The organism is Pseudomonas tensinigenes (assembly GCF_014268445.2).
GTDB lineage: Bacteria > Pseudomonadota > Gammaproteobacteria > Pseudomonadales > Pseudomonadaceae > Aquipseudomonas > Aquipseudomonas tensinigenes.
Genome location: NZ_CP077089.1, coordinates 2,939,144 through 2,963,255 on the forward strand (window position 1 = coordinate 2,939,144; position 24,112 = coordinate 2,963,255).

Annotated in this window: 22 protein-coding genes; 8 read left to right on the forward strand and 14 right to left on the reverse strand. The window is 60.3% G+C overall.

Going from position 1 to position 24,112, the window contains the following annotated elements; all coding sequences use genetic code 11:
- Positions 1 to 30 precede the first annotated feature (30 nt).
- From HU718_RS13020 to ribBA, 5 genes are all read right to left on the reverse strand, one after another.
- On the reverse strand, positions 31 to 1,185 hold the full coding sequence (locus HU718_RS13020) for an ABC transporter ATP-binding protein (protein ID WP_186614446.1): 1,155 nt from the start codon (positions 1,183 to 1,185) through the stop codon (positions 31 to 33).
- A gap of 17 nt (positions 1,186 to 1,202) precedes the next feature.
- Complete coding sequence (locus HU718_RS13025) at positions 1,203 to 2,012, reverse strand: ABC transporter permease (protein WP_007918021.1); 810 nt, start codon at positions 2,010 to 2,012, stop codon at positions 1,203 to 1,205.
- A gap of 6 nt (positions 2,013 to 2,018) precedes the next feature.
- Positions 2,019 to 2,966, reverse strand: a complete 948-nt coding sequence (locus tag HU718_RS13030; protein WP_186614486.1) for an ABC transporter permease — start codon at positions 2,964 to 2,966, stop codon at positions 2,019 to 2,021.
- On the reverse strand, positions 2,963 to 3,988 hold the full coding sequence (locus HU718_RS13035) for an ABC transporter substrate-binding protein (RefSeq protein ID WP_007918009.1): 1,026 nt from the start codon (positions 3,986 to 3,988) through the stop codon (positions 2,963 to 2,965). The genes HU718_RS13030 and HU718_RS13035 overlap by 4 nt, the downstream gene beginning before the upstream one ends.
- A gap of 426 nt (positions 3,989 to 4,414) precedes the next feature.
- Complete coding sequence (ribBA, locus tag HU718_RS13040) at positions 4,415 to 5,524, reverse strand: bifunctional 3,4-dihydroxy-2-butanone-4-phosphate synthase/GTP cyclohydrolase II (RefSeq protein WP_186614448.1); 1,110 nt, start codon at positions 5,522 to 5,524, stop codon at positions 4,415 to 4,417.
- Positions 5,525 to 5,592: 68 nt separating this feature from the next.
- On the opposite strand from ribBA, the gene HU718_RS13045 reads away from it, so the two are divergent.
- Positions 5,593 to 5,889, forward strand: coding sequence for a DUF1330 domain-containing protein (locus HU718_RS13045; protein ID WP_186614450.1), 297 nt, complete (start codon positions 5,593 to 5,595; stop codon positions 5,887 to 5,889).
- A 123-nt stretch (positions 5,890 to 6,012) separates the two neighbouring features.
- On the opposite strand, the gene HU718_RS13050 is transcribed toward HU718_RS13045, so the two are convergent.
- The 7 genes from HU718_RS13050 to HU718_RS13080 form a co-directional block, all read right to left on the reverse strand.
- Positions 6,013 to 6,576 carry an NUDIX hydrolase gene (locus HU718_RS13050; protein WP_095111462.1) on the reverse strand — a complete coding sequence of 188 codons (564 nt, stop codon included), beginning with the start codon at positions 6,574 to 6,576 and terminating at the stop codon, positions 6,013 to 6,015.
- Between the two features lies 1 nt (position 6,577).
- On the reverse strand, positions 6,578 to 7,330 hold the full coding sequence (locus tag HU718_RS13055; protein WP_007918001.1) for a GntR family transcriptional regulator: 753 nt from the start codon (positions 7,328 to 7,330) through the stop codon (positions 6,578 to 6,580).
- Positions 7,331 to 7,372: 42 nt separating this feature from the next.
- Positions 7,373 to 7,777 carry a carboxymuconolactone decarboxylase family protein gene (locus HU718_RS13060; protein WP_150730906.1) on the reverse strand — a complete coding sequence of 135 codons (405 nt, stop codon included), beginning with the start codon at positions 7,775 to 7,777 and terminating at the stop codon, positions 7,373 to 7,375.
- A 133-nt stretch (positions 7,778 to 7,910) separates the two neighbouring features.
- Positions 7,911 to 8,396 carry a flavin reductase family protein gene (locus HU718_RS13065; RefSeq protein WP_077573256.1) on the reverse strand — a complete coding sequence of 162 codons (486 nt, stop codon included), beginning with the start codon at positions 8,394 to 8,396 and terminating at the stop codon, positions 7,911 to 7,913.
- A 12-nt stretch (positions 8,397 to 8,408) separates the two neighbouring features.
- The gene (locus tag HU718_RS13070) at positions 8,409 to 9,890 is read right to left on the reverse strand and encodes an aldehyde dehydrogenase (RefSeq protein ID WP_186614452.1); all 1,482 of its coding nucleotides are present in this window, start codon (positions 9,888 to 9,890) and stop codon (positions 8,409 to 8,411) included.
- On the reverse strand, positions 9,887 to 10,720 hold the full coding sequence (locus HU718_RS13075) for an alpha/beta fold hydrolase (RefSeq protein WP_186614454.1): 834 nt from the start codon (positions 10,718 to 10,720) through the stop codon (positions 9,887 to 9,889). The genes HU718_RS13070 and HU718_RS13075 overlap by 4 nt, the downstream gene beginning before the upstream one ends.
- A 31-nt stretch (positions 10,721 to 10,751) precedes the next feature.
- The gene (locus HU718_RS13080) at positions 10,752 to 11,342 is read right to left on the reverse strand and encodes an amino acid synthesis family protein (RefSeq protein WP_186614456.1); all 591 of its coding nucleotides are present in this window, start codon (positions 11,340 to 11,342) and stop codon (positions 10,752 to 10,754) included.
- A gap of 462 nt (positions 11,343 to 11,804) precedes the next feature.
- Here HU718_RS13080 and HU718_RS13085 point away from each other — a divergent pair, with 462 nt between their 5' ends.
- Entirely contained in the window at positions 11,805 to 12,848 is a 1,044-nt protein-coding gene (locus tag HU718_RS13085; protein ID WP_186614458.1) for a WD40/YVTN/BNR-like repeat-containing protein, read from the forward strand.
- Positions 12,845 to 15,229 carry an efflux RND transporter permease subunit gene (locus HU718_RS13090; protein WP_186614460.1) on the forward strand — a complete coding sequence of 795 codons (2,385 nt, stop codon included), beginning with the start codon at positions 12,845 to 12,847 and terminating at the stop codon, positions 15,227 to 15,229. The genes HU718_RS13085 and HU718_RS13090 overlap by 4 nt, the downstream gene beginning before the upstream one ends.
- A 263-nt stretch (positions 15,230 to 15,492) precedes the next feature.
- Here HU718_RS13090 and HU718_RS13095 read toward each other — a convergent pair whose 3' ends face one another.
- Together HU718_RS13095 and HU718_RS13100 are read right to left on the reverse strand one after the other, a co-directional pair.
- Entirely contained in the window at positions 15,493 to 16,212 is a 720-nt protein-coding gene (locus tag HU718_RS13095; protein WP_095122912.1) for a FadR/GntR family transcriptional regulator, read from the reverse strand.
- Positions 16,213 to 16,399: 187 nt separating this feature from the next.
- A complete protein-coding gene (locus tag HU718_RS13100; protein WP_007917984.1) occupies positions 16,400 to 18,136 on the reverse strand; it encodes an IlvD/Edd family dehydratase in 1,737 nt (578 codons plus the stop codon).
- A gap of 193 nt (positions 18,137 to 18,329) precedes the next feature.
- Between HU718_RS13100 and HU718_RS13105 the strand changes: the two genes are divergently transcribed.
- From HU718_RS13105 to HU718_RS13125, 5 genes are all read left to right on the forward strand, one after another.
- Positions 18,330 to 19,652 (forward strand): MFS transporter, encoded by a 1,323-nt coding sequence (locus HU718_RS13105; RefSeq protein WP_186614463.1) that lies wholly within the window; start codon positions 18,330 to 18,332, stop codon positions 19,650 to 19,652.
- 148 nt (positions 19,653 to 19,800) lie between these two features.
- The gene (araD1, locus tag HU718_RS13110; protein ID WP_186614464.1) at positions 19,801 to 20,793 is read left to right on the forward strand and encodes an AraD1 family protein; all 993 of its coding nucleotides are present in this window, start codon (positions 19,801 to 19,803) and stop codon (positions 20,791 to 20,793) included.
- Positions 20,794 to 20,802: 9 nt separating this feature from the next.
- Positions 20,803 to 22,383: an aldehyde dehydrogenase (NADP(+)) gene (locus HU718_RS13115; protein WP_150730913.1), complete on the forward strand. Its 1,581-nt coding sequence runs from the start codon at positions 20,803 to 20,805 to the stop codon at positions 22,381 to 22,383.
- 156 nt (positions 22,384 to 22,539) lie between these two features.
- Complete coding sequence (locus HU718_RS13120; RefSeq protein WP_186614466.1) at positions 22,540 to 22,854, forward strand: DUF5629 family protein; 315 nt, start codon at positions 22,540 to 22,542, stop codon at positions 22,852 to 22,854.
- Positions 22,841 to 24,016, forward strand: coding sequence for a lactonase family protein (locus HU718_RS13125; protein WP_186614468.1), 1,176 nt, complete (start codon positions 22,841 to 22,843; stop codon positions 24,014 to 24,016). The genes HU718_RS13120 and HU718_RS13125 overlap by 14 nt, the downstream gene beginning before the upstream one ends.
- The last annotated feature ends 96 nt before the right edge of the window (positions 24,017 to 24,112 follow it).

Consider the following 24,112-nt stretch of genomic DNA (forward strand, 5'->3'; position numbering starts at 1 on the left):
CGCAGCCTGCGGCAGCTCCTACAGGGGATTTCAGTGGGAGCCGGCGGCTTTGTTGAGGTCGCTTTCGGTCCATTCGGTGTAGACGCAGGCGTCAGCGGTGGCCCAGCGCACTTGCACCGGATCGCCAGCCTTGAGCGGCATGCCGGCGGCTGACAGTGCTTTAACCGTCATTGAGGTGCCGCCCGAGGTGACTACGCTGCACGTCTGGCTCTCACCCAGAAACAGTACTTCCACAACCTTCGCTGAAACCTCATTCCACCCCGAAGGCAACGGCTCGCTGCTCGCCTGCGCGACGCTCAACGCAAGTGCCTTTTCCGGCCGCACCATCAGCAACACATCCTGATCGGTGTGCAAACCAGCGGTCAGGCGAATCGACAATGACTGACCTTCAAACGAAGCCGCCGCATTACCTTGCGCCTTGAGCTTGAGGAAATTCGAATTCCCCAGAAACGACGCCACAAACGCATTCGGCGGATTCTGATACAGGTCATAACCGCTGCCCAGACCGACAATCTTGCCGTGACTGAAAATCGCGATGCGTTGCGACAAACGCATGGCTTCTTCCTGGTCGTGGGTCACGTAAACGATGGTGATGCCCAGACGGCGATGCAGTTGGCGCAATTCATCCTGCAGATCTTCCCGCAGCTTTTTATCCAAAGCACCGAGCGGTTCGTCCATCAACAGAATGCGCGGTTCGTAAACCAAGGCACGGGCAATGGCGACACGTTGTTGCTGACCACCCGATAGTTGCGAAGGGCGACGATGAGCGAACTGCTCAAGCTGAACCAGTTTCAACATCGCATCGACGCGCTTGTCACGTTCAGCCGCCGCCAGTTTGCGAATCGCCAAAGGAAACGCAATGTTGTCGCGCACCGACAGATGCGGGAACAACGAATAACGCTGGAACACCATGCCAATGTCACGCTTGTGCGGTGGCACATTCACCAGCGATTGATCATTGACGAGAATCTCGCCACTGCTCGGTGTTTCAAACCCGGCGAGCATCGACAGCGTGGTGCTTTTGCCTGAGCCGCTGGAGCCGAGGAAGGTCAGGAACTCGCCGTCCTTGATGTCCAGCGAGATATTGTCGACGGCGGCAAAATCGCCGTAGTGCTTGTTCAGATTGCGCAGGCTGACCAGGGGTTTGTCATTCTGCTGGGAAGCGTCTTTGATCACGGCACTCATGTCGTACTCCTGGGCGCTCAGGCGCTGATTTCGTTGCGCCGGCGCAGCGCGGCGGCGATGACCATGACCAACACCGACAAGCCGATCAGCAGCGTCGAAGCGACGGCGATCACTGGCGTCAGATCCTGGCGCAGGGTGGTCCACATTTTCACGGGAAGGGTTTGCAGGGTCGGGCTGGCCATCATCACGCTGAGCACCACTTCGTCCCACGAAACGAGGAAGGCGAAGAGGGCGCCGGCGACCATGCCCGGGCGAATCGCCGGGAACGTCACCTTGAACACCGCTTGCAGGCGTGAGGCACCGCAAATCACCGCCGCGTCTTCAATCGACTGATCGAACAGCTTCAGCGAGTTGATGATCGAGATGATGGTAAACGGCAGCGCGACGATCACATGGCTGACGACGAAGGCGAACATCGTCCCGGTATAGCCGAGCTTGAGGAACAGCGCGTACACCGCCACGGCGATGATCACCAGCGGCACGATCATCGGCAGGGTGAACAGACCGTAGAGCATTTCCCGACCAGGAAAACGCCCGCGCACCAGCGCAAACGCAGTCGGCAAACCGAGGGCTACGGCGCAAATCGTCGTCAGTACTGCAACTTTGAGGCTGGCCGCAGCGGCGTTCATCCAGTCGGGGTTGGAGAAGAACTGGCCGTACCATTTCAGCGTCCAGCCCGGCGGCGGGAATACCAGCCACTGCGAGGAGCCGAACGACAGCAGCACGATAAACACGATCGGCAACAGCAGGAACAGACCGATCAGCCCGGTGGTTGCATACAAGCCGAAGCGCATGCGCCGGCTCATCGCATTGGGGGTCAGGAGCATGTCGGCTTACCTCGCGTTACTGGCGCCAACCGGGGATTCCGGCTGAAGCTTCAGGTAGAAGTAGAACAGCACCAGAGTGATCGCGATCAGCAACGCGGCGCCGGCACTGGCCAGGCCCCAGTTGAGGAACGATTGCACCTGCTGAATGATGAACTCCGGCAGCATCATGTTCTGCGCCCCGCCGAGCAGCGCCGGGGTGACGTAGTAACCGAGCGACATGACGAACACCATCAAACCACCGGAGGCCAGACCCGGCCGGCACAGCGGCAGGAACACCCGGAAGAAGTTGGTCCACGGACTGGCGCCGCAGATCGAGCCGGCCTGCAGAATCATCGGGTCAATGGCCTGCATGGTCGCCTGCAACGGCAGCACGATGAACGGGATCATGATGTAGCTCATGCCGATCACCACGCCGGTGAGGTTGTGCACCATTTCCAGTGGCTGATCGATGATGCCCATCGCCATCAAGGCCTTGTTGATCACGCCCGACGCTTGCAGCAACACCAGCCACGAATAGGTGCGGGCGAGCAGGCTGGTCCACATCGACAGCAGCACGATGTTGAGGATCCAGCGACCCCAGCCGCGCGGTACCAGCGTGATCGCCCAGGCCAGCGGAAAGCCCAGCAGCAGGCTGAACAGCGTCACCAGCCCGGCCACCGAAAAGGTGTTGAGCAGCACTCGGGCGTACGCCGAGTTGGCGAACAGTTGTTCGTAGTTGCCAAGGCCCGGGGTCGGTTCGAGCACGCCGCGCAACAGCAGGCCAATCAACGGCGCAAGAAAGAACAGGCCGATGAACAGCAGCGCCGGGGCGAGGTTGCCGGCGCCGCGCCAGCGTTGTCTGAGGGACGGGGCTTGCTGCATCGCAACCGCCTGTGTTCCGTGGGCCGGGCCGGCAGCGCCGTTGGCGCCCCCGGTGGCAGTGGAGGGACGGGACGCGGTGGCCGCCATTTTCATTTGACCAGCCATTCGTTCCACCGTGTCGCGATGGCCTGGCCGTTTTTGGCCCAGTACGCGAAATCAAGAGTGATCTGATCCTTAGCGTAGGCAGTCGGCAGGTTGGGGGCCAGCGTCGAATCCAGACGCTCCACACTGTCGAGGTTGACCGGGGCGTAGGCGGTCAGGTTGGAGAAGTCGGCCTGGCCCTTGGCGCTACTGGCAGCGGCCAGAAACTTCATCGCCGCGTCCTTGTTTTTCGAGCCTTTTGGAATCACCAGAATGTCGGCCATGACCAGGTTCTGTTTCCAGCTCACACCGACCGGTGCACCGTCTTCTTGCAGGGCGTGAATGCGGCCGTTCCAGAACTGGCCCATGCTTGCTTCACCGGACGCCAGCAGTTGCTGCGACTGCGCGCCGCCGCCCCACCAGACGATGTCTTTCTTGATGGTGTCGAGTTTTTTGAAGGCGCGATCCAGATCCAGCGGGTAGAGTTTGTCGGCCGCTACGCCATCGGCCAGCAGCGCCAGTTCGAGCACGCCGGGGCTTGGCCATTTGTACAGGGCGCGTTTGCCGGGGTAAGTCTTGGTGTCGAACAGGGCGCTCCAGTCCTGCGGCTTGTTGGCGCCGAGTTTGCCCTCGTTGTAGCCGAGGACGAAGGAGAAGAAGAACGAGCCGACGCCGTGATCGCTGACGAAACGCGGGTCGATCTTGTCGCGCTGAATCACTTTGAAATCGAGGGGTTCAAGCAGGCCTTCAGCCGCGGCGCGCAGGGCGAAATCGGCTTCGACATCGACCACGTCCCACTGCACGTTGCCGCTCTCGACCATGGCTTTGAGTTTGCCGTAGTCGGTCGGGCCGTCCTGCACGACGGTGATGCCGCTGGCCTTGCTGAACGGATCGGCCCAGGCCTGTTTCTGCGCATCCTGGGTGCTTCCGCCCCAGCTGACGAAGTTCACGCTTTCGGCAGCCATTGCAGCCTGGCCGGTGACGCTGAGCAGTCCCGCAAAAAAGATCGCGGTTGCAGCTTTGTTCAACACCATTTTCACGCCCTCATTGTTGTGTTTTTGAGCGGGCTTGCGTTGTTGCCCGCCTGTCGGGAGCAGTAGCCGGACGTTCGTTTGAGTGTCCGGTCTATGGAATATCATATTATGGTATTCCAAGCTTTGTGCAAGCACTTTGCCTTACCGGTTATCTGTTGATTATGGTTTTTTGGATGTACTCGGCATGAGATGCAGGGCGCACTTCAAATCCAGCCCCTCACCCCAGCCCTCTCCCAATGGGAGAGGGGGAAAGGGAGCAGATCTTCATGCTATTCAAACCTGAGTTCGACTCGGTATTGCAAAGGGAGCAGATCTTCATGCTGTTCAAAACCTGAGTTCGACTCGGTATTTCAGGTCAATGTATAGCGGGCAAACACCTCGGTCGGCTCCCTCTCCCTCCGGGAGAGGGCTGGGGTGAGGGCAGCTTCATTCAGTGAACGGAATACTCTCGACCACCTCCAGGTCATACCCGGTCAGGCCAGCGTATTTCAGAGGAGGCCCAAGATGCCGCAGCTTACCCACCCCCAGATTTTGCAAAATCTGCGCCCCAGTCCCGACCTCCGAATAAATCCGCGATTGCGAGCGGCTGAACTGCCTTGGCGGCTGGGTCAATTGCGGCACCCGCTCCAGCAACGCCTGCGAAGACTCATGATTGGCCAGCACCACCACAACCCCATGCCCCTCCGCCGCGACCCGTTGCAGCGCCGCCCACAGCGTCCAGTTGGTCGGCCCGCTGTACTCGGCGCCGACCAGGTCCCGCAACGGATCGATCACGTGCACGCGCACCAGCGTCGGCTCTTCACGGCGCAAATCGCCCATGACCATCGCCATGTGCACGCCGCCCTCGATGCGATCCTCAAACGTGATCAAACGGAAGGTGCCATGCACCGTCGGCAACTCACGTTCGCCAATCCGCTCGATGGTGTGTTCGGTGCTCAGGCGATAGTGGATCAGGTCAGCGATGGTGCCGATCTTGATCCCGTGCTTGCGCGCAAACACTTCCAGATCCGGGCGACGGGCCATGGTGCCGTCGTCGTTCATTACCTCGACGATCACCGAGGCCGGGGTGAAACCGGCCAATCGGGCCAGATCGCAACCGGCTTCGGTATGACCGGCGCGGGTCAGCACGCCACCTTCCTTAGCGCGCAACGGGAAGATGTGCCCCGGCTGCACCAGGTCTTCAGCGCGGGCATTCTGCGCGACGGCGGCGGCAACCGTGCAGGCGCGATCCGCCGCGGAGATGCCGGTGGTCACGCCAACCGCCGCTTCGATCGATACGGTAAACGCGGTGCTGAACACGCTGCCATTGGCTGGCACCATTTGCTCCAGGCCTAAACGCTGGCAATGTTCGTCGGTCAGTGTCAGGCAGATCAGCCCGCGTGCTTCACGGGCCATGAAACTGATCGCTTCCGGCGTGCAACGGTCGGCGGCCAGCAGCAGGTCGCCTTCGTTTTCGCGGTCTTCATCATCGACCAGCAAAACCATTTTGCCGAGACGATAATCTTCGATGATTTCTTCGATGCTGTTGAAGGCCATGCTGGACTCTCAGGGTTCGTTGGAAATATATTGGTATACCATAATACAAAATCAACAAAGAGGTCACTATGAAGGCGTACTGGATTGCTCATGTGGATATAGCCGATGCCGATCACTACAGCCAATACACCCAGCGCGCGCCGGCGGCATTCGCTGCGTTCGGCGCGAAGTTTCTGGCCAGAGGCGGGCGCAGCGAGGCGATGGAAGGGCGCGAGACGCCGCAACGCAGTGTGGTGATCGAGTTTGAAAGCTACGAGAAAGCCGTGGCGTGCTACCACTCGGCGGCGTACCAGGAGGCGAAAAGTTACCGGGAAGAATGGGCGAGGGCGCAAATCATCATCGTCGAAGGTATCGCCCCAGTTTAAGCAACACCACTAAACACTGTGGGAGCGAGCCTGCTCGCGAAGGCGGTCGTTCATTCAACATTTGTATCGACTGACACGACGCCTTCGCGAGCAGGCTCGCTCCCACAGGGGGATAGGTGGTGATCAGCGGATAAAGTGGATCTTGCCGCTATCATCATTGCCCATGTAAATCCCATAAACCCCAGCCTGACGCTCTTCGATATAGCGCTCGAGAATCTGCCGGATCGCCGGGTAATAGATCTGCTCCCACGGGATGTCTTCCGGCGCGAAGAATTTGTAATCCATGGTTTCGGGGCCGTACTGCCCGGTGATCTCCAGTGCGATCGCACGGAAGATGATGTACACCTCGCTGATCTTCGGCACGCTGAAAATCGAATACGGCGAGACGATTTCCGCACGCACGCCGCTTTCTTCCCAGACTTCACGGATGGCCGCTTGCTCGGTGGTCTCGCCGCTTTCCATGAAACCTGCGGGCAGCGTCCAGGTGCCCGGGCGCGGTGGGATCGCCCGTTGGCACAACAGGTATTTGCCGTCCTGCTCGATGATGCAGCCGGCGATGATCTTCGGATTGACGTAGTGGATGTAGCCGCAGCCACGGCACATCAGGCGCTCGTGCGTATCGCCCGCCGGTATCTGCTGACCGAGGTCAGGGCCACCGCATTTCGGGCAATAGCTCGGGCTGAACATATCAGTGACCTATACGCGGTTCTTTCAGCGCGATCGGCAGGGTCATGGCCGGGGTTGCGCCGGTCTCTTCCTGCTTGCGCTTGAGATAGTCGAGCGCTACCGCAGCGGCAGCGCGAACGTGATCGACACAGGCCTGATGCGCCACCAGCGGATCACCGCTCTTGATCGCTTCGACCATTTTTTCCATTTCCTGATTACTCGCGCCGCGACGGTTCTCTTGGGAAACCGAGGTCGCGCGCAGGTAGCTGATGCGCGCCTGCAACTGACGCAACTGAGTCGCCGCGACATGGTTGCCCGAGCCTTCGAGCAGCACGTCGTAGAAACCCTGCACCGAGTCGATTACTTGCTGCAATTCGCCGTCCTTCAACGCCTTGCGGTTTTCATCGAGGGCCTTTTCCAGGGCTTTGATGTCCTTGGCCTTGGCGCGCAGGGTGAACAGCTGAACGATCAAACCTTCCAGCACGCAACGCAATTCGTAAATATCGACGGCGTCGGCCAACGTGATGATGGCGACACGCGGGCCTTTGGCATCGGCGAACTCGACCAGACCTTCGGATTCGAGGTGACGCAAGGCCTCGCGCACGGAGGTGCGGCTGACGCCCAGGCGATCGCACAGATCGCGCTCGACCAGACGATCACCGGGCATGAGCTGGAAATTCATGATCGCGCTACGCAGTTTATCCAGCACGATTTCGCGCAGGGTAACGGGGTTGCGATTGACCTTGAAGCTGTCGTCGAGGGGCTGGCGTTTCATGGGGTCCGCTCTTTCGGTTGGCTGTCCATGCCAGACGGGCATCTAAACAGCCGAGGGGTTGACTGAGGCTTCGGCGTCGGCTTCGGCAAAGGCTTCACGGGCCAGCCGGAAACTGTCCACGGCTGCCGGAACGCCGCAATAAATGCCGACCTGAAGCAGAATTTCGCGTATTTGCTCACGACTCAGGCCGTTACGCAAGGCGCCACGCACATGCAGCTTGAGTTCATGCGGGCGGTTGAGCGCCGAGATCATCGCCAGGTTGATCATGCTGCGCTCCTTGAGCGACAACCCCTCGCGCCCCCAGACATGGCCCCAGCAGTATTCGGTGACCATTTCCTGCAAGGGGCGGGTGAAGTCGTCGGCGTTGTCGATTGAACGCTGCACGTAGGCTTCGCCCAATACCTGAGTGCGGATTTTCAGGCCTTTTTCGTACTTTTCGTTATTCATCATTCCTCCAATCCACAGGTGTCCCCTGTGGGAGCGAGCCTGCTCGCGAAAGCGGTCGATCATTCAACATTTGCATCGACTGACACTACGCTTTCGCGAGCAGGCTCGCTCCCACATGGGATCTACGTGGCAGTCAGGCCAGTGTTGGCAACGGCCCGAGCTTGCCCTTGTGGTAAATCATCGGCGTCACCGGTTGCTCGGGCAGGATCAGGTTCTTCACCGCGCCAACGATAATCGCGTGATCACCACCATCGTATTCCCGCCACAACTCGCACTCGATGATCGCCGTGGCCTTGGCCAGAATCGGGTTACCCAACTCGCTTAAATGCCACTCGATGTCTTTGGCCTTGTCCTTGCCTTTACCGGCAAATGCATAGGCTTCAGCCGTCTGGTCAGCGGACAGCAAATGGATCGCGAATTTCTTGCTGTCACGCAACACCGGGTAGGTGTCGGAAGCATAGTTGGGGCAGAACAGCACCAGCGCCGGGTCAATCGACAGCGCGCTAAAAGCACTGGCGGTGATGCCGACGATCCCGCCTTCGGGGTCGACGGTGGTGACCACCGTGACGCCGGACGGGAACGAGCTCATGACGTCTTTGTAAATGCCGGGTTCGATCATTTCGCAGGACTCCTAGCGCATCACAAACGGATCAGGCATTGGTGCCTGGGAAAGGTTGATCCACACCGTTTTCAGTTCGGTGTAGGCCAGCACCGAATCGATGCCGCTTTCGCGTCCATAGCCACTGTTCTTGAAACCGCCGATCGGCGCCATCGCCGACACCGCGCGGTAGGTGTTGACCCATATGATGCCGGAGCGCACATCGCGAGCGAGGCGATGAGCCCGGCCGAGATCGCGGGTCCAGATGCCGGCGGCGAGGCCAAACTGCGAGTCATTGGCGATGGCCAGCGCTTCGGCTTCATCTTTGAAGCGAATCACCGACGCCACCGGGCCGAAGACTTCTTCCTGCATGATCTTCATCGAATTACGGTCGCACTCGAACAACGTCGGCTCGTAGAACCAGCCTTCGCCGAGATCCGTTGGACGCTTGCCGCCAGTACGCAAACGCGCGCCTTCAGCGATGGCATCAGCGACCAGACCTTCAACCACCGCCAGTTGCTGCGCGGTCGCCATCGGGCCCATCTCACTGTGGTCTTCCTGCGGGTTGCCGATGCGAATGTGCTGGGCGCGTTCGACCAGACGATTAACGAATTCGTCGTAGATTTCGTCCTGCACCAGCAGGCGCGAACCGGACACGCAACTCTGACCGGACGCCGCGTAGATCCCGGCAATCGCGCCGTTGATCGCGCTGTCCAGATCGGCGTCGGCGAAGATGATGTTCGGCGACTTGCCGCCCAGTTCCAGCGACAACTTGGCGAAGTTCTCGGCGCTGCTGCGCACCACGTGCCGTGCTGTGGCCGCGCCGCCAGTGAAGGCGATCTTGCGGATCAGCGGATGGCGGGTGAGGGCGGCGCCAGTGCTCGGGCCGTAACCGGTGACGACGTTGACCACGCCCGGCGGAATCCCGGCTTCGAGGGCCAGACGCGCCAGCTCAAGAATCGTTGCCGAAGCGTGCTCGGATGGCTTGATCACAATCGTGTTGCCAGCGGCGAGGGCCGGGGCGAGTTTGATTGCGGTCAGATAGAGCGGACTGTTCCACGGAATGATCGCCGCGACCACACCCATGGCTTCGTGAACCGTGTAGGCAAACAGGTCAGGCTTATCCAGCGGCAGCGTGCCGCCTTCGAGCTTGTCGGCAAGGCCGGCGGTGTAGTGAAAGAACTCCGGCAGATAGCTGACCTGGCCACGGGTTTCGCGGATCAGTTTGCCGTTGTCGCGGCTTTCCAGCTGCGCCAGTTGTTCTTTATTTTCGGCGATCAAGTCGCCGAGACGGCGCAGCAGTTTGCCGCGTGCGGTGGCGGTCAGACCACGCCACGCCGGGCTGTCGAAAGCAGTCTGTGCCGATTGCACGGCGCGTTCGACATCCGCTTCATCAGCGTCAGGCAATTCTGCCCAGGCTTGCGCCGTGGCCGGGTTGAGGCTTTCGAAGGTCTTGCCGGAGAGGGCGTCGACCCATTCTCCGCCGATGAACATCTGGAAGCGTGCGAGTGTCATGCAACGATCCCCTTTATTTGGTTTTGTCGGGAGTGTGCGAATTCGAGAAATTCCAGCAGCGTCTGGTTGACCAGACGCGGCGACTCTACGGGCATCATATGCCGTTGTTCGGGCAGCACGGCAACCTTCGCACCGGGGATGCGTCGGGCCAGTTGCTCGGCCATTTCCGGGGTCGAACCCGGATCGAGTTCGCCGGTTGCGATCAGCGTCGGCGCCTGAATGCTGCCCAGGTCGTCGGCGCGGTACATGTCTTGGGTGGCGAACAATTCATAAGTGGTCAGGTAACCCTGCGGATCATTATTGGCGAGGGTCTGGCGCAATGCGGCGATCTGCGCCGGATTGGCCGCCTGATACTCGCGGCTGAACCAGCGTGACAGCGCGGCTTCAGCATTGGCGTCCGGGCCATGTTCCGCCGCTTGTGCGGTGCGCGCGATGACGCCGGCACGCTGTTCTTCGCTGCGGTTGAACACGCTGTTCAACACCACCAGGCTTTGCAGGCGCTCCGGGTAATGCAGGGCAAAGGCCCGCGCGACCAGACCGCCCATGGAGAAACCGATCACCGCTGCTTGCGGCAGATTGAGGTGATCGAGCAGCTCCAGCAACTGATCGGCGTAACCGAGCAGGGCGGTGCCGCTGGCCGGTCGCGGGCTGGCGCCATGGCCGAGCATGTCGTAGGCGATCACCCGGTACTGGCTGGACAGGCCGACAATCTGCCCGCCCCACATTTCTTTGTTCAGGCCCACGCCGTGGATCAAGACCACGGGCTGGCCTTGGCCGGTCGCCAGGTAACTGGTGCCAGCCGGGGTGAGTTCAGCGGTGAGCCGAATCATGGAGCGCTCCTGCAGTGCCTTTTTATTGTGATTACTGGGCTTTTTCGGCGGCCAGTTCTTCCAGATCGATGTAGCGGTTGCCGATGCGCGGGTGCAGGCGGCCACCGTCGGCGCAACCCAGCACGACAACGATTTCGTCGGCGCGCGGCGCGTCTTCGATCTGCATTTCCAGGGTGATGTAGTGCGAACGCAGGCCTTCGTCGTCCTTGTGCATCATCGGGATCTGAATCGAAGTGCCCGGGCCGCCGCGCTTGTTGGTGAAGCTCAGGTAGCTCTTGGCGTTGACGGCTTCGCGGTAGTGATTGCCGAAGCGCAGGGTGTGGATCACGGCGGAGGCGTGTTCGATCTCGCCATCGGCGCCAACCACGGCGGCTTTGCCATAGGCCTCGATTTTTTCCGCACCGCCGATGATGCCGACCAGACGCTCGACCATCAGTGCACCGAGGTCGGAGCAGTTGGCGCGGATCTGCGGCTTGAGGTCTTCGACGAAACCGTTGCCCACCCAAGGGTTTTTCATCACCACCGCCAGGCCAACCATGGTCACTGGTTTGTCAGTGGCTTTGCCGCCTTCGATGAAGGTTTCTTCGACATAGCTGACGATCTTGCGAATTTCGAAACTCATGAGCTGCTCCGTTGGGGGATTGAGAGTGTCTGTGCGTCTGATGGTATACCATAATACCGATCGTGCAAGTCCCCTCGATGACTTTTGCCGCATCCATCCGGCGAATGGCGCCGCATTCACTGACAACCGCAAATCCCAAGACCACCCCTAACCCCTGTGGGAGAGAGCCTGCTCGCGAAAGCGGTGGGTCAGCCAATAGAAAGGGTGACTGTTACACCGCCTTCGCGAGCAGGCTCGCTCCCACAGGGAAATTTCTTTGTTACAGAAGGCCGCTTTCGGTTAACAAAAGATAACGTGGCGCCGATTGTCAGACGTTTCGAAAGCCCGATAGGATGAGCCAGCTTCCGAAGTGGCTCTGGATTGCGGGTTTCAGGACTATGCTCCTGAGCAGCCATCAGCGGAGCACACTTGCGGCGCCCTTGAAGGCCAGATGGCCTAACAATAATAAAGAGGGGAAGGTCTATGAGTCGTTGCCGCCCGCCGGCGTTACGCAACACCGCGTTGCTGGCCACAGCACTCTCGCTGCTGGGCTTTGCCACGTTATCGGCACCGGTGATTGCCGCCGAGGCCCCGGCTGACGTGGTCTATGCCACCGAATCTACTAAAGCCGCGAAAAGCCTGATTCTCGATGTCGTCCACGCTGGCGCGCGCCTGGTCGCGGTCGGCGATCGCGGGCACATTCTCTATTCCGATGACCAGGGCAAAACCTGGACCCAGGCCAAAGTGCCGACCCGGCAACTGCTGACGGCGGTGTACTTTGTCGACGACAAGCACGGCTGGGCGGTCGGCCACGACGCGCAAATCCTCGCCAGCGCAGACGGCGGTCTGACCTGGAACAAGCAATTCGAAGACCTCAAACGTGAATCGCCGCTGCTCGACGTCTGGTTCAAGGACGTCAACAGCGGTCTTGCCGTGGGCGCGTACGGCGCGCTGATGGAAACCACCGACGGCGGTAAAAACTGGGAAGACGTCAGCGACCGCCTCGACAACGAAGACCAATTCCACCTCAACGCCATCGCGGCAGTGAAGGACGCCGGGCTGTTTATCGTCGGCGAGTCGGGCAGCATGTTCCGCTCCGCCGACGACGGTCAGACCTGGGAAAAACTCGAAGGCCCGTACGAAGGCTCGCTGTTCGGCGTGATCGGCACGGCACAACCGCAAACCCTGCTGGCTTACGGCTTGCGCGGCAATCTTTATCGCTCCACCGATTTCGGCAGCACTTGGGAGCAGGTAGAACTGAAAGCCGCGCGCGGTGCCCTGGAGTTTGGCCTGTCCGGCGCCACATTGCTGCCGGATGGCTCGATCGTCATCGTCGGCAACGGCGGTTCGGTGATCAGCAGCAGCGACAACGGCGAGACCTTCAGCGTGTTCAACCGTCCGGACCGCATCTCGCTGTCATCGGTCACCGCTGCCGGCGACGGCAACCTGATTCTGAGCGGGCAGGGTGGTCTTCACACCACACAGCCGAACGGTGCCGAGATCAATAACAAGAAGGCGGGGCTATGACTTCCTTGATCACTCCTCAGCAGGACAAGGCGACGTTTCTTGAACGCCTGATTTTCAACAATCGCCCGGCAGTGATCCTGATCTGTCTGGTGGTGAGCATTTTCCTGTTCTGGCAGGCGACGCTGATCCGGCCGTCAACCAGTTTCGAAAAAATGATCCCGCTCCAGCATCCGTTCATCGAGAAGATGATGGAGCACCGCAACGATCTGGCCAACCTGGGCAACACCGTGCGCATTTCGGTGGAAGCCAAGGACGGCGACATCTTCTCCAAGGAGTACATGGAGACCCTGCGCCAGATCAACGACGAGGTGTTCTACATCTCCGGCGTTGACCGCTCCGGCCTGAAGTCGCTGTGGAGTCCGAGCGTACGCTGGACCGAAGTGACCGAAGAGGGTTTTGCCGGCGGTGAAGTGATCCCGCAGAGCTACAACGGCTCGCAGGACAGCCTCGATCTGCTGCGCAACAACGTGCTCAAGTCCGGCCAAGTCGGGCGTCTGGTGGCCAACGACTTCAAGTCGAGCATCGTCGACATCCCGCTGCTGGAGTCCTACCCGGACCCGGAAGACCAGGGCAAGTTGCTCGCACTGGACTACCGCAAGTTCTCCCATGAACTCGAAGACAAGATCCGCAACAAGTTCGAAGCGCAGAACCCCAACGTCAAGATCCACATCGTCGGTTTCGCCAAGAAGGTCGGCGACCTGATCGATGGTCTGGTGATGGTCGTGTTGTTCTTCGGCATCGCCTTCGTCATCACCCTGATCCTGCTGCTGTGGTTCACCAACTGCGTGCGCAGCACCATTGCGGTGTTGAGCACGACGCTGGTAGCGGTGGTCTGGCAACTCGGTTTGATGCACTTCTTCGGCTTCGGACTTGATCCGTATTCGATGCTGGTGCCGTTCCTGATCTTCGCCATAGGTATTTCCCACGGCGTGCAGAAGATCAACGGTATCGCCCTGCAATCCAGCGAGGCCGACAACGCATTGACCGCTGCGCGGCGCACCTTCCGGCAACTGTTCCTGCCGGGGATGATCGCGATTCTTGCGGATGCGGTGGGCTTCATCACGCTGCTGATCATCGACATCGGGGTGATCCGTGAACTGGCCATCGGCGCGTCGATCGGCGTGGCGGTGATCGTGTTCACCAACCTGATCCTGCTGCCGGTCGCCATTTCCTATGTCGGCATCAGCAAGCGGGCGATTGCCAAGAGCAAGAAGGACGCCAACCGCGAACACCCGTTCTGGCGCCTGCTGTCGAACTTCGCCAACCCGAAAGTCGCACGCGTCTCGGTGCTACTGGCGCTGATCGCCTTCGGTGGCGGCCTCTGGTACAGCCAGAACCTGAAAATCGGCGACCTCGACCAGGGCGCGCCGGAACTGCGTCCGGACTCGCGCTACAACAAGGACAACAACTTCATCATCAGCAATTACTCCACCAGCTCTGACGTATTGGTGGTGATGGTCAAGACCAAGGCTGAAGGCTGTTCGCGTTATGAAGCCATGGCGCCGATCGATCAGTTGATGTGGAAGATGCAGAACACCGAGGGTGTGCAGTCGGCGATCTCGCTGGTGACCGTGTCGAAGCAGATGATCAAGGGTATGAACGAGGGCAACCTGAAATGGGAAACCCTGTCGCGCAACCCGGACGTGCTGAACAACTCGATTGCCCGCGCTGACGGTCTGTACAACAACAGTTGTTCGCTGGCGCCGGTGCTGGTGTTCCTCAACGATCACAAGGCCGAAACCCTCGATCGTGCGGTGCACGCGGTGCAGGAATTTGCCCAGGAGAATAACAAGGACGGTCTGGAGTTCATCCTCGCCGCCGGTAACGCCGGGATCGAAGCGGCCACCAACGAAGTCATCAAACAGGCTGAGCTGACCATCCTGATTCTGGTGTACATCTGCGTGGCGGTGATGTGCATGATCACCTTCCGTTCGTGGGCGGCGACCTTGTGCATCGTCCTGCCGCTGGTACTGACCTCGGTACTCGGCAACGCGCTGATGGCGTTCATGGGCATCGGCGTGAAGGTTGCGACGCTGCCGGTGGTGGCGCTGGGTGTGGGGATTGGTGTCGACTACGGCATCTACATCTACAGCCGCCTGGAAAGTTTCCTACGTGCCGGGTTGCCGTTGCAGGAAGCCTATTACCAGACGCTGAAATCCACCGGTAAAGCGGTGCTGTTCACCGGCCTGTGCCTGGCGATTGGTGTGTGCACCTGGATCTTCTCGGCGATCAAGTTCCAGGCTGACATGGGCCTGATGCTGACCTTTATGCTGCTGTGGAACATGTTCGGTGCGCTGTGGCTGCTGCCGGCACTGGCGAAGTTCCTGATCAAGCCGGAGAAACTGGCGGGGCAGAAGGGCAACTCGTTGTTTGCCCACTGATCTGCAAGCCTGAAACGACAAAGCCGCAACCTTAGGGTTGCGGCTTTTTTTGTGGCTCAAGATCAACAGCCCCTCACCCTAGCCCTCTCCCGGAGGGAGAGGGGACTGATTGGGGGATATTGGAGATTTACGCCGACTTGAGCATCCTGCTGTGAATCCATAATCGACTCGGTTTTTCAGGTCGATGTACTACGCAAGAACATCGCGGTCGGTCCCCTCTACCTCTGGGAGAGGGCTAGGGTGAGGGCAAAAGGATTCAAGCGTTAAGACAGTTCTGTGCCGAGCACAACGCTGAGTGCACTACGCGCATCATCCAACTGCACCAACGTCGCATGCCGAGCCCCCAGCGCATCCCGATTCTCAATCGCCGTCAAAATCGCCTTATGCCGAGGCAACGCCAATTCATGCAGATTCGGCCGCTGATTCGAATGCTTCAACGCCTCGGCAATCGCCACCGACAACATGTTGCACAGGTTCGCCAGCAAATCATTGTGCGTCGCATCGGCAATCCGGCTATGGAAATCCAGATCCGGCTGCAACAACGCTTCCGGCGTCGGCGCCGCTTCCATGCGCTGGTACGCCTCACCAATTGCGGCGATGTCCGCCTCTGTCGCATGTTGAGCGGCGAGGGCGGCAGCGGCCGGCTCGATGATGCTGCGCACACTGGTCAGCACATTGAAAAACTCATTTTGCGGGCTGCTTTGCATCAGCCAGTGCAGCACGTCCGGGTCGAGCATGTGCCACTCGCGGCGCGCCTTGACCACCGTTCCCACACGTGGTTTGGAATACACCAACCCCTTGGCCACCAACACCCGCGTCGCTTCACGCAGCACCGGCCGGCTGACCGCGTACTCCTCGCAGAGCAAGGCTTCGGCGGGCAGTTTGTCGTCGGGCTTGAAGCGTCCGGAGACGATCTGCATGCCCAGTTCCTGGACGATGCGCGAGTGCATGCTTTTACGGTCGGAGGGTTTGCGGTAATCCATGGGGAGTGGCGCGATCCTGAGCGATGGAGATGCCGCGCATCATAGCAGGCACGGCACAATCTTGAGGCAGACACACAAACCAAATGTGGGAGCGAGCCTGCTCGCGAAGGCGGCATATCAGTCAAATAGATGTCGACTGACACTCCCTCTTCGCGAGCAGGCTCGCTCCCACAGGAGAATTGCGCTGTTAGTGGGAGTGGCGCGGCACTTCGGCGCCTCGGCAACCGACCAGGAAGTCAAAGTCACAACCCTGATCCGCCTGCAGCACATGATCGATGTACAGCTGACGATAGCCGCCCACCAACAACTGCTGCGGCGGCTGCAGATCCGCCATGCGCGCCGCCAGCTCAGCATCCGGAATATCCAGGTGCAGACGCCCGGTCGCGCAATCCAGCTCGATCCAGTCGCCTTCCTTCACGGTTGCCAAAGGCCCGCCGGCTGCCGCTTCCGGTGCCACATGCAAAACCACCGTGCCGTACGCCGTGCCGCTCATCCGTGCATCGGAAATGCGCACCATGTCGGTCACACCCTGCGCCAACAGCTTGGCCGGCAAACCCATGTTGCCGACTTCGGCCATGCCCGGGTAACCCTTCGGCCCGCAGTTTTTCATCACCAGAATCGAATCTTTATCGACATCCAGTTCCGGATCGTTGATCCGCGCCTTGTACATGTCGAAGTTCTCGAACACCACCGCACGCCCGCGATGCTGCATCAATTCCGGCGTTGCAGCGGACGGCTTGAGCACCGCTCCCAGTGGCGCCAGATTGCCGCGCAACACGCAGATGCCGCCATCGGCGCGAATCGGATTGTCGAGGGTGCGGATCACCTCGTCTTCGCCGTAGATCGGCGCGTCCTTGGTGTTCTCGCCGATCGACTTGCCGTTGACGGTCAGTGCATTCGGATTGGGAATCAGATTGGCCTCGCCGAGACGGCGCAGCACCGCTGGTAAACCACCGGCGTAATAGAACTCTTCCATCAGGAAACGCCCCGACGGTTGCAGGTCGACAATGGTCGGCATGCCGCGCCCGATGCGCGTCCAGTCATCCAGATCCAGCTCGACACCGATGCGCCCGGCGATGGCTTTCAAGTGAATCACTGCGTTGGTCGAACCGCCGATGGCAGCGTTCACGCGGATAGCGTTCTCGAAGGCTTCCTTGGTCAGAATCTTCGACAGTTTCAGATCTTCGCGAACCATCTCCACCGCACGCATGCCGGACATGTGCGCCAACACATAACGTCGCGCATCCACCGCCGGAATCGCCGCGTTGTGCGGCAGCGAAGTGCCGAGTGCTTCAGCCATGCAGGCCATCGTCGACGCCGTGCCCATGGTGTTGCAGGTGCCCGCCGAACGCGACATGCCGCCCTCGGCCGCGAGGAAATCGTCGATGGTAATAGTGCCAGCCTTGACCTGTTCGCTGAGCTGCCAAACGACGGTGCCCGAGCCGATGTCCTTGCCCTTGTGCTTGCCGTTGAGCATCGGCCCGCCAGTGACAACGATGGCCGGCACGTCGCAACTGGCCGCGCCCATCAGCAGCGCCGGGGTGGTTTTGTCGCAGCCGGTCAGCAGCACCACGCCGTCGATCGGGTTGCCGCGAATCGCTTCCTCAACGTCCATGCTCGCCAGGTTGCGGGTGAGCATGGCGGTCGGGCGCAGGTTCGATTCGCCATTGGAGAACACCGGAAACTCCACGGGAAAGCCGCCGGCCTCGATCACCCCGCGTTTGACGTGCTCCGCGATCTGGCGGAAGTGCGCGTTGCACGGGGTCAGTTCCGACCAGGTGTTGCAGATGCCGATGATCGGCTTGCCGTGAAACTGGTGGTCGGCGATGCCCTGATTCTTCATCCAGCTGCGGTACATGAAGCCGTTCTTGTCGGCCGTGCCAAACCATTGGGCGGAGCGCAGGGTGGGTTTCTTATCAGACATGATCGATTCTCTTATTGTATGACTATAGTGTTCCAGCTACGGCTTAATCTAAGCGCAAAATCCTAGGTTTGGAAGTGTTGTTGGTGAATTAGTATTACTATATAGTCGTTTTCGACGGAGGGATGGCCCTGACGGTTTTCCGTGAGAGGCGTCCCCCGAGGTTCTATAAAAACAACAATCGGAGACCGATCTCATGAGCCAGGAACTGCGGCTGATACGGCGCATTACGCTGAAACTGATTCCCTTCCTGATCCTGCTGTACCTGATCGCCTATGTGGATCGCTCCGCCGTCGGCTTCGCCAAGCTGCACATGGGCGCCGACATCGGCGTCGGCGATGCGGCTTACGGCCTCGGCGCCGGGCTGTTCTTCATTGGCTACTTCCTCTTCGAAATTCCAAGCAACCTGATGCTCGAACGCTTCGGCGCACGGCGCTGGTTCGCGCGGATCATGATCACCTGGGGCGCCATCACCATCGGCATGGCCTTCGTTCAGGGGCCGCATAGTTTCTACGTGATGCGCTTTCTGCTCGGCGCGGCCGAGGCGGGGTTCTTCCCCGGCGTTCTCTACTACATCACTCAATGGTTCCCGGTGCGCCATCGCGGCAAGATCCTCGGGCTGTTCATCCTCTCGCAACCGATCGCAATGATGATCACCGGCCCCGTGTCCGGCGGCTTGCTTGGCATGGACGGCGTTTTGGGTCTGCATGGCTGGCAGTGGCTGTTCATCGTCATCGGCACGCCGGCGATCCTGCTGACCTGGCCGGTGTTGCGTTGGTTGCCGGACGGCCCGCAGCAAGTGAAATGGATGGATCAGGCGGAAAAAGACTGGCTGACCGGCGAGCTGAAAAAGGATCTGCAGGAATACGGCCAGACTCGCCACGGCAACCCGTTGCATGCGCTGAAGGACAAGCGTGTGTTGCTGCTGGCGCTGTTCTATCTGCCGGTGACGTTGAGCATTTATGGTCTCGGTCTATGGTTACCGACGCTGATCAAACAGTTTGGCGGCAGTGATCTGGTCACCGGTTTTGTGTCGTCGGTGCCGTATATCTTCGGGATCATCGGCTTGCTGATCGTGCCGCGCAGTTCCGACCGGTTGAATGATCGTTACGGGCATCTGGCGGTGCTGTATGTGCTGGGCGCGATTGGCTTGTTCCTCAGTGCGTGGCTGTCGTTGCCGGTGGCGCAACTGGCGGCGCTGTGTCTGGTGGCGTTTGCGCTGTTTTCCTGCACGGCGGTGTTCTGGACCTTGCCGGGGCGGTTCTTTGCTGGTGCGAGTGCGGCGGCGGGGATTGCCTTGATTAATTCGGTGGGGAATCTGGGTGGGTACATCGGGCCGTTCGTGATTGGCGCTTTGAAGGAGTACACCGGCAATTTGGCTTCGGGATTGTATTTCCTCTCTGGAGTGATGGTGTTTGGCTTGATCCTGACGGGCGTGGTTTACCGCGTGCTGGAACGCAAACACGTGCTGCCGGTTGACCAGTTTGCCGCCAGTGCCCGTGGCGCCACCCGCACCTGATTGACCAACACTGAGCCCTTGTGGGAGCGAGCCTGCTCGCGAAGAGGCCGGCACATTCAACATTTGAGGTGACTGACACACCGCTTTCGCGAGCAGGCTCGCTCCCACAGTGGATCGGCGGTGTTTTTAGAGGGAATAGGAGAAAATCATGCATCTGGTTCAATTCGAATTAAGCAACGGCGAGCGCCGCGTCGGCGTGGTCGACAACGATCTGGTGCGCGAGGTGCAGGACGCGCGCAGCGTGCGCGATCTGGCGCTGGCCGCCATCGAGGCCGGCCACTCCCTTGAGCAGCAAGTGCAGAACCTCGGTCTCGGCATCAGCCACGACTACGCCGAACTGCTCGCACAACTGCGCATCCTGCCGCCCCTCGACCACCCGGACCCGGCACACATGCTGGTCAGCGGTACCGGTCTGACCCACTTGGGCAGCGCCTCGGCGCGCGACAAAATGCACCAGCAGGCCGGCGACGAAGCGACGATGACCGACACCATGCGCATCTTCAAATGGGGCGTGGAGGGCGGCAAACCGGCGGCGGGGCAGGCCGGTGTGCAGCCGGAATGGTTCTACAAGGGTGACGGCAGCATCGTCGTGCGTCCGGGCCAACCTTTCCCGGTGCCACCGTTTGCCGAAGATGCCGGCGAAGAACCGGAGATGGCCGGCCTCTACGTGATCGGCCACGACGGCAAGCCTTATCGCCTCGGGTTCGCGGTGGGCAACGAGTTCTCCGACCACGTCATGGAGCGCAAGAATTACCTGTACCTCGCGCACTCGAAACTGCGCAGTTGCAGTTATGGCCCGGAACTTCGCACCGGTGAATTGCCTCAACACCTTGCCGGCACCAGTCGAATTCTGCGTGACGGCGAAGTGCTCTGGCAGAACGAGTTTCTCAGCGGTGAGGCGAACATGTGCCACAGCCTCGCCAACCTCGAATATCACCACTTCAAATACCGCCAGTTCCTGCGTCCGGGCGACGTGCACATTCACTTCTTCGGCACAGCGACCCTGTCGTTCGCCGATGGCATTCGCACGCAACCGGGCGACCTGTTCGAAATCAGCCAGGCCGAATTCGGCGCACCGCTGGTCAACGGCATCGTGCCGATCGCCGCCGCTTTTGAACCAGACAGCATCGGCACCCTTTAAGGAGATCCCATGACTCAGATTCTCGGTCACAACTACATCGGCGGTCAGCGCAGCGCTGCTGGCGACGTCAAACTGCAATCGGTCGATGCCACGACGGGCGAACAGTTGCCCCACGATTTCATTCAGGCCACCGTCGAAGAAGTCGACGCCGCCGCCAAAGCCGCCGCTGCCGCGTACCCGGCCTATCGAAGCCTCAGCGCCGAACGCCGCGCGCAGTTTCTCGATGCGATCGCCGATGAGCTGGATGCGCTCGGTGATGATTTTGTCGCCGTGGTCTGCCGCGAAACCGCGTTGCCGGCCGGACGCATACAAGGCGAGCGCGGACGCACCAGCGGGCAGATGCGCCTGTTCGCCAAGGTTCTGCGTCGAGGTGATTTTTATGGTGCGCGAATCGATTTACCGCTGCCGGATCGCCAACCGCTGCCTCGTCCGGATCTGCGCCAGTACCGCATCGGCCTCGGCCCTGTCGCGGTGTTCGGCGCGAGCAACTTTCCACTGGCATTTTCCACGGCTGGCGGTGACACCGCTGCCGCACTGGCCGCCGGTTGCCCGGTGGTGTTCAAGGCCCACAGCGGCCATATGGCGACAGCAGAACTGGTCGCCGATGCGCTGATTCGCGCCGCAGAAAAAACCGCCATGCCGGCTGGTGTGTTCAACATGATCTACGGCGGTGGCGTCGGGGAATGGCTGGTCAAGCATCCGGCGATCCAGGCAGTGGGTTTCACCGGTTCGCTCAGGGGCGGACGTGCACTGTGCGACATGGCCGCGGCCCGCCCGCAACCGATTCCGGTGTTTGCCGAGATGTCGAGCATCAACCCGGTGATCGTCCTGCCGCAGGCCCTTGCCGAGCGTTCGGAAACGGTTGCCCGCGACCTGACCGCTTCGGTGGTGCAGGGCTGCGGTCAGTTCTGTACCAATCCGGGTCTGGTCATCGGCATCCGCTCGCCAGAGTTCAGCGCGTTCGTCCAGCAAGTCGCCGGTCTGATCGGTGATCAGCCAGCGCAAACCATGCTCAATGCCGGCACCCTCGGCAGCTACGGCAAAGGCTTGCAGAAGCTGTTGGCGCATCCCGGCGTCGAGCATCTGGCCGGCAATCCGCAGCAGGGCAATCAGGCGCAACCGCAGTTGTTCAAGGCCGATGCCAGTCTGTTGATCGATGGCGATGAAGTGCTGCAGGAAGAAGTGTTTGGCCCGACCACGGTGATTGTCGAAGTGGCGGACAAAGCACAACTCAGCGCCGCATTGCTTGGCCTGCACGGGCAACTGACCGCGACGATCATTGGCGAGCAGGCGGACTTCGAGCAGTTTGCTGAACTGACACCGCTGCTGGAACAGAAGGTCGGGCGGATTCTGCTTAATGGTTATCCAACCGGTGTTGAAGTGTGCGATTCGATGGTGCACGGCGGGCCGTATCCGGCGACGTCCGATGCCCGTGGCACGTCGGTGGGCACGCTGGCCATCGACCGCTTCCTGCGCCCGGTGTGCTTCCAGAACTACCCGGACAGCTTGCTGCCCGAGCCGCTGAAAAACGCCAACCCGCTGCGCATTCAGCGCCTCGTCGACGGCAAGCCTAGCCGCGAAGCCCTCTGACACGGTACCCCTGTAGGAGCTGCCGAAGGCTGCGATCTTTTGATCTTGATCTTAAAAACAAAATCAAAAGATCGCAGCCTTCGGCAGCTCCTACAGGGGGGAGTGGGGTGCCATGAGCTATCATTGGCCCTTTCCCCCCTAGAAAGACTGTTTGCCATGACTGCCCAAACCCTTCTCAACGCCCTCGAACACTGCGGCATGGTCGAAATCGACGGCCTGCACGCCTTCGAATTCGCCCTCGATGAAGACGATAACCTGCACATCGAATGCATCGATGGCCGAGCGGCCAAGCATTGGGAATTCACCCCGGCTCAGGTTGCCGCAGCAACCTTCGACGACTCTTTGCAGAGCTGGTTGATCGTCGGCTATTTCAATGAAACCAAAGCGATCGGCGAACACCGCCTGGTCTGCCACGGTGACGTAGTCAGCAGCAGCAGCGACGATGAGGAAGAATCTGATGAAAATGCGTAAATTCTGGCCTCTGCTGATGGCCGGCAGCGTCGGTGCCATGGGACTTTCCAGCGCATCCGCCGAGAGCTTCCAGTTGCTGGTCGGTTCCTACACCGCCAACACCAGCCAGGGCCTCTATCGAATGAACTTCGACAGTGCCACCGGCCAGATCGCCGCCAAGCCGCTGCAAGTGGTCAAGAGCGAAAACCCGTCATGGCTGACCCTGTCCAAAGACCAGCGTCGCCTGTTCGTGGTCAACGAAAACGGCCCGGGCCAGAAAGACCCGGTCGGTCGCGTCAGCAGCTATTCGATCGATCCGAAAACCCACACGCTGACCCTGATCAATCAAGTGCAGAGTCTGGGCAACGAGCCGACCCATTCGAGCCTCAGTGGTGATGCCAGCCACTTGTTCGTCAGCAACTATTCGGTGATGGAAGATCCGGGTGGAACGCTGGCGGTATTGCCGGTTGGTGCCGACGGCAAACTCAAACCTGTCGTGCAGATGAGCGCGCATCCGGCGAGCCGGGTCAATCTTGAGCGCCAGGCCTCCAACCACGTGCACTCGACGGTTTCTTCGCCGGACGGCCGCTACGTCTTCTCCAACGATCTGGGCGCGGACAAGGTTTTCGTCTACCTGTTCGATCCGAAGGCCAACCCGGACTTGCCGCTGACGCCGGCGATGACCGCCGCAGTGCCCTTGCCGGCCGGCAGCGGTCCGCGTCATCTGCTGTTCAGCGCTGACGGCAAACACGCCTGGCTGACCATGGAAATGAGCGCACAAGTCGCGGTGTTCGACTACCACGACGGCGTGCTGACCCAGACGCAACTGGTCGATCTGGCCGCTGGTCAACCGACCTCGGACAAGGCCGGCGCTGCGCTGCATGCCTCGGCCGATGGCAAGTTCCTCTACGTCAGCAACCGTGGTACCGCCAATCAATTGGTGGTGTTCGCGATCGATCCGGCCACCGGTCAGCTCAAAGAGCTGCAAAAACGCTCGGTAGACGGTGATCACCCGCGCGAATTCAGCCTCGACCCGAGTGGCAAATTCCTGCTGATCGCCAACCAGAAAAGCAACGAAATTGTCGTCGTCGAGCGCGATGGCAAGACCGGTCTGCTCGGCAAAACCGTGCAGAAACTGCCGATGGACGCGCCGAGCGACCTCAAGTTTATAGTGCGACAATAAGCCACAGGCCCCGGTTTACGGGGCCTGTCTCTTTGTATTAATCGCGCTGATATCCGGTAATGCTACAAAGCATTTCAAGCGATCAACCCTCGAGCG

Excerpts from the sequence above, each read along its gene's own strand:
- HU718_RS13020 (WP_186614446.1), bottom strand. The coding sequence starts at position 1,185 with ATGAGTGCCGTGATCAAAGACGCTTCCCAGCAGAATGACAAACCCCTG.
- HU718_RS13025 (WP_007918021.1), bottom strand. The coding sequence starts at position 2,012 with ATGCTCCTGACCCCCAATGCGATGAGCCGGCGCATGCGCTTCGGCTTG.
- HU718_RS13030 (WP_186614486.1), bottom strand. The coding sequence starts at position 2,966 with ATGAAAATGGCGGCCACCGCGTCCCGTCCCTCCACTGCCACCGGGGGC.
- HU718_RS13035 (WP_007918009.1), bottom strand. The coding sequence starts at position 3,988 with ATGGTGTTGAACAAAGCTGCAACCGCGATCTTTTTTGCGGGACTGCTC.
- ribBA (WP_186614448.1), bottom strand. The coding sequence starts at position 5,524 with ATGGCCTTCAACAGCATCGAAGAAATCATCGAAGATTATCGTCTCGGC.
- HU718_RS13045 (WP_186614450.1), top strand. The coding sequence starts at position 5,593 with ATGAAGGCGTACTGGATTGCTCATGTGGATATAGCCGATGCCGATCAC.
- HU718_RS13050 (WP_095111462.1), bottom strand. The coding sequence starts at position 6,576 with ATGTTCAGCCCGAGCTATTGCCCGAAATGCGGTGGCCCTGACCTCGGT.
- HU718_RS13055 (WP_007918001.1), bottom strand. The coding sequence starts at position 7,330 with ATGAAACGCCAGCCCCTCGACGACAGCTTCAAGGTCAATCGCAACCCC.
- HU718_RS13060 (WP_150730906.1), bottom strand. The coding sequence starts at position 7,777 with ATGAATAACGAAAAGTACGAAAAAGGCCTGAAAATCCGCACTCAGGTA.
- HU718_RS13065 (WP_077573256.1), bottom strand. The coding sequence starts at position 8,396 with ATGATCGAACCCGGCATTTACAAAGACGTCATGAGCTCGTTCCCGTCC.
- HU718_RS13070 (WP_186614452.1), bottom strand. The coding sequence starts at position 9,890 with ATGACACTCGCACGCTTCCAGATGTTCATCGGCGGAGAATGGGTCGAC.
- HU718_RS13075 (WP_186614454.1), bottom strand. The coding sequence starts at position 10,720 with ATGATTCGGCTCACCGCTGAACTCACCCCGGCTGGCACCAGTTACCTG.
- HU718_RS13080 (WP_186614456.1), bottom strand. The coding sequence starts at position 11,342 with ATGAGTTTCGAAATTCGCAAGATCGTCAGCTATGTCGAAGAAACCTTC.
- HU718_RS13085 (WP_186614458.1), top strand. The coding sequence starts at position 11,805 with ATGAGTCGTTGCCGCCCGCCGGCGTTACGCAACACCGCGTTGCTGGCC.
- HU718_RS13090 (WP_186614460.1), top strand. The coding sequence starts at position 12,845 with ATGACTTCCTTGATCACTCCTCAGCAGGACAAGGCGACGTTTCTTGAA.
- HU718_RS13095 (WP_095122912.1), bottom strand. The coding sequence starts at position 16,212 with ATGGATTACCGCAAACCCTCCGACCGTAAAAGCATGCACTCGCGCATC.
- HU718_RS13100 (WP_007917984.1), bottom strand. The coding sequence starts at position 18,136 with ATGTCTGATAAGAAACCCACCCTGCGCTCCGCCCAATGGTTTGGCACG.
- HU718_RS13105 (WP_186614463.1), top strand. The coding sequence starts at position 18,330 with ATGAGCCAGGAACTGCGGCTGATACGGCGCATTACGCTGAAACTGATT.
- araD1 (WP_186614464.1), top strand. The coding sequence starts at position 19,801 with ATGCATCTGGTTCAATTCGAATTAAGCAACGGCGAGCGCCGCGTCGGC.
- HU718_RS13115 (WP_150730913.1), top strand. The coding sequence starts at position 20,803 with ATGACTCAGATTCTCGGTCACAACTACATCGGCGGTCAGCGCAGCGCT.
- HU718_RS13120 (WP_186614466.1), top strand. The coding sequence starts at position 22,540 with ATGACTGCCCAAACCCTTCTCAACGCCCTCGAACACTGCGGCATGGTC.
- HU718_RS13125 (WP_186614468.1), top strand. The coding sequence starts at position 22,841 with ATGAAAATGCGTAAATTCTGGCCTCTGCTGATGGCCGGCAGCGTCGGT.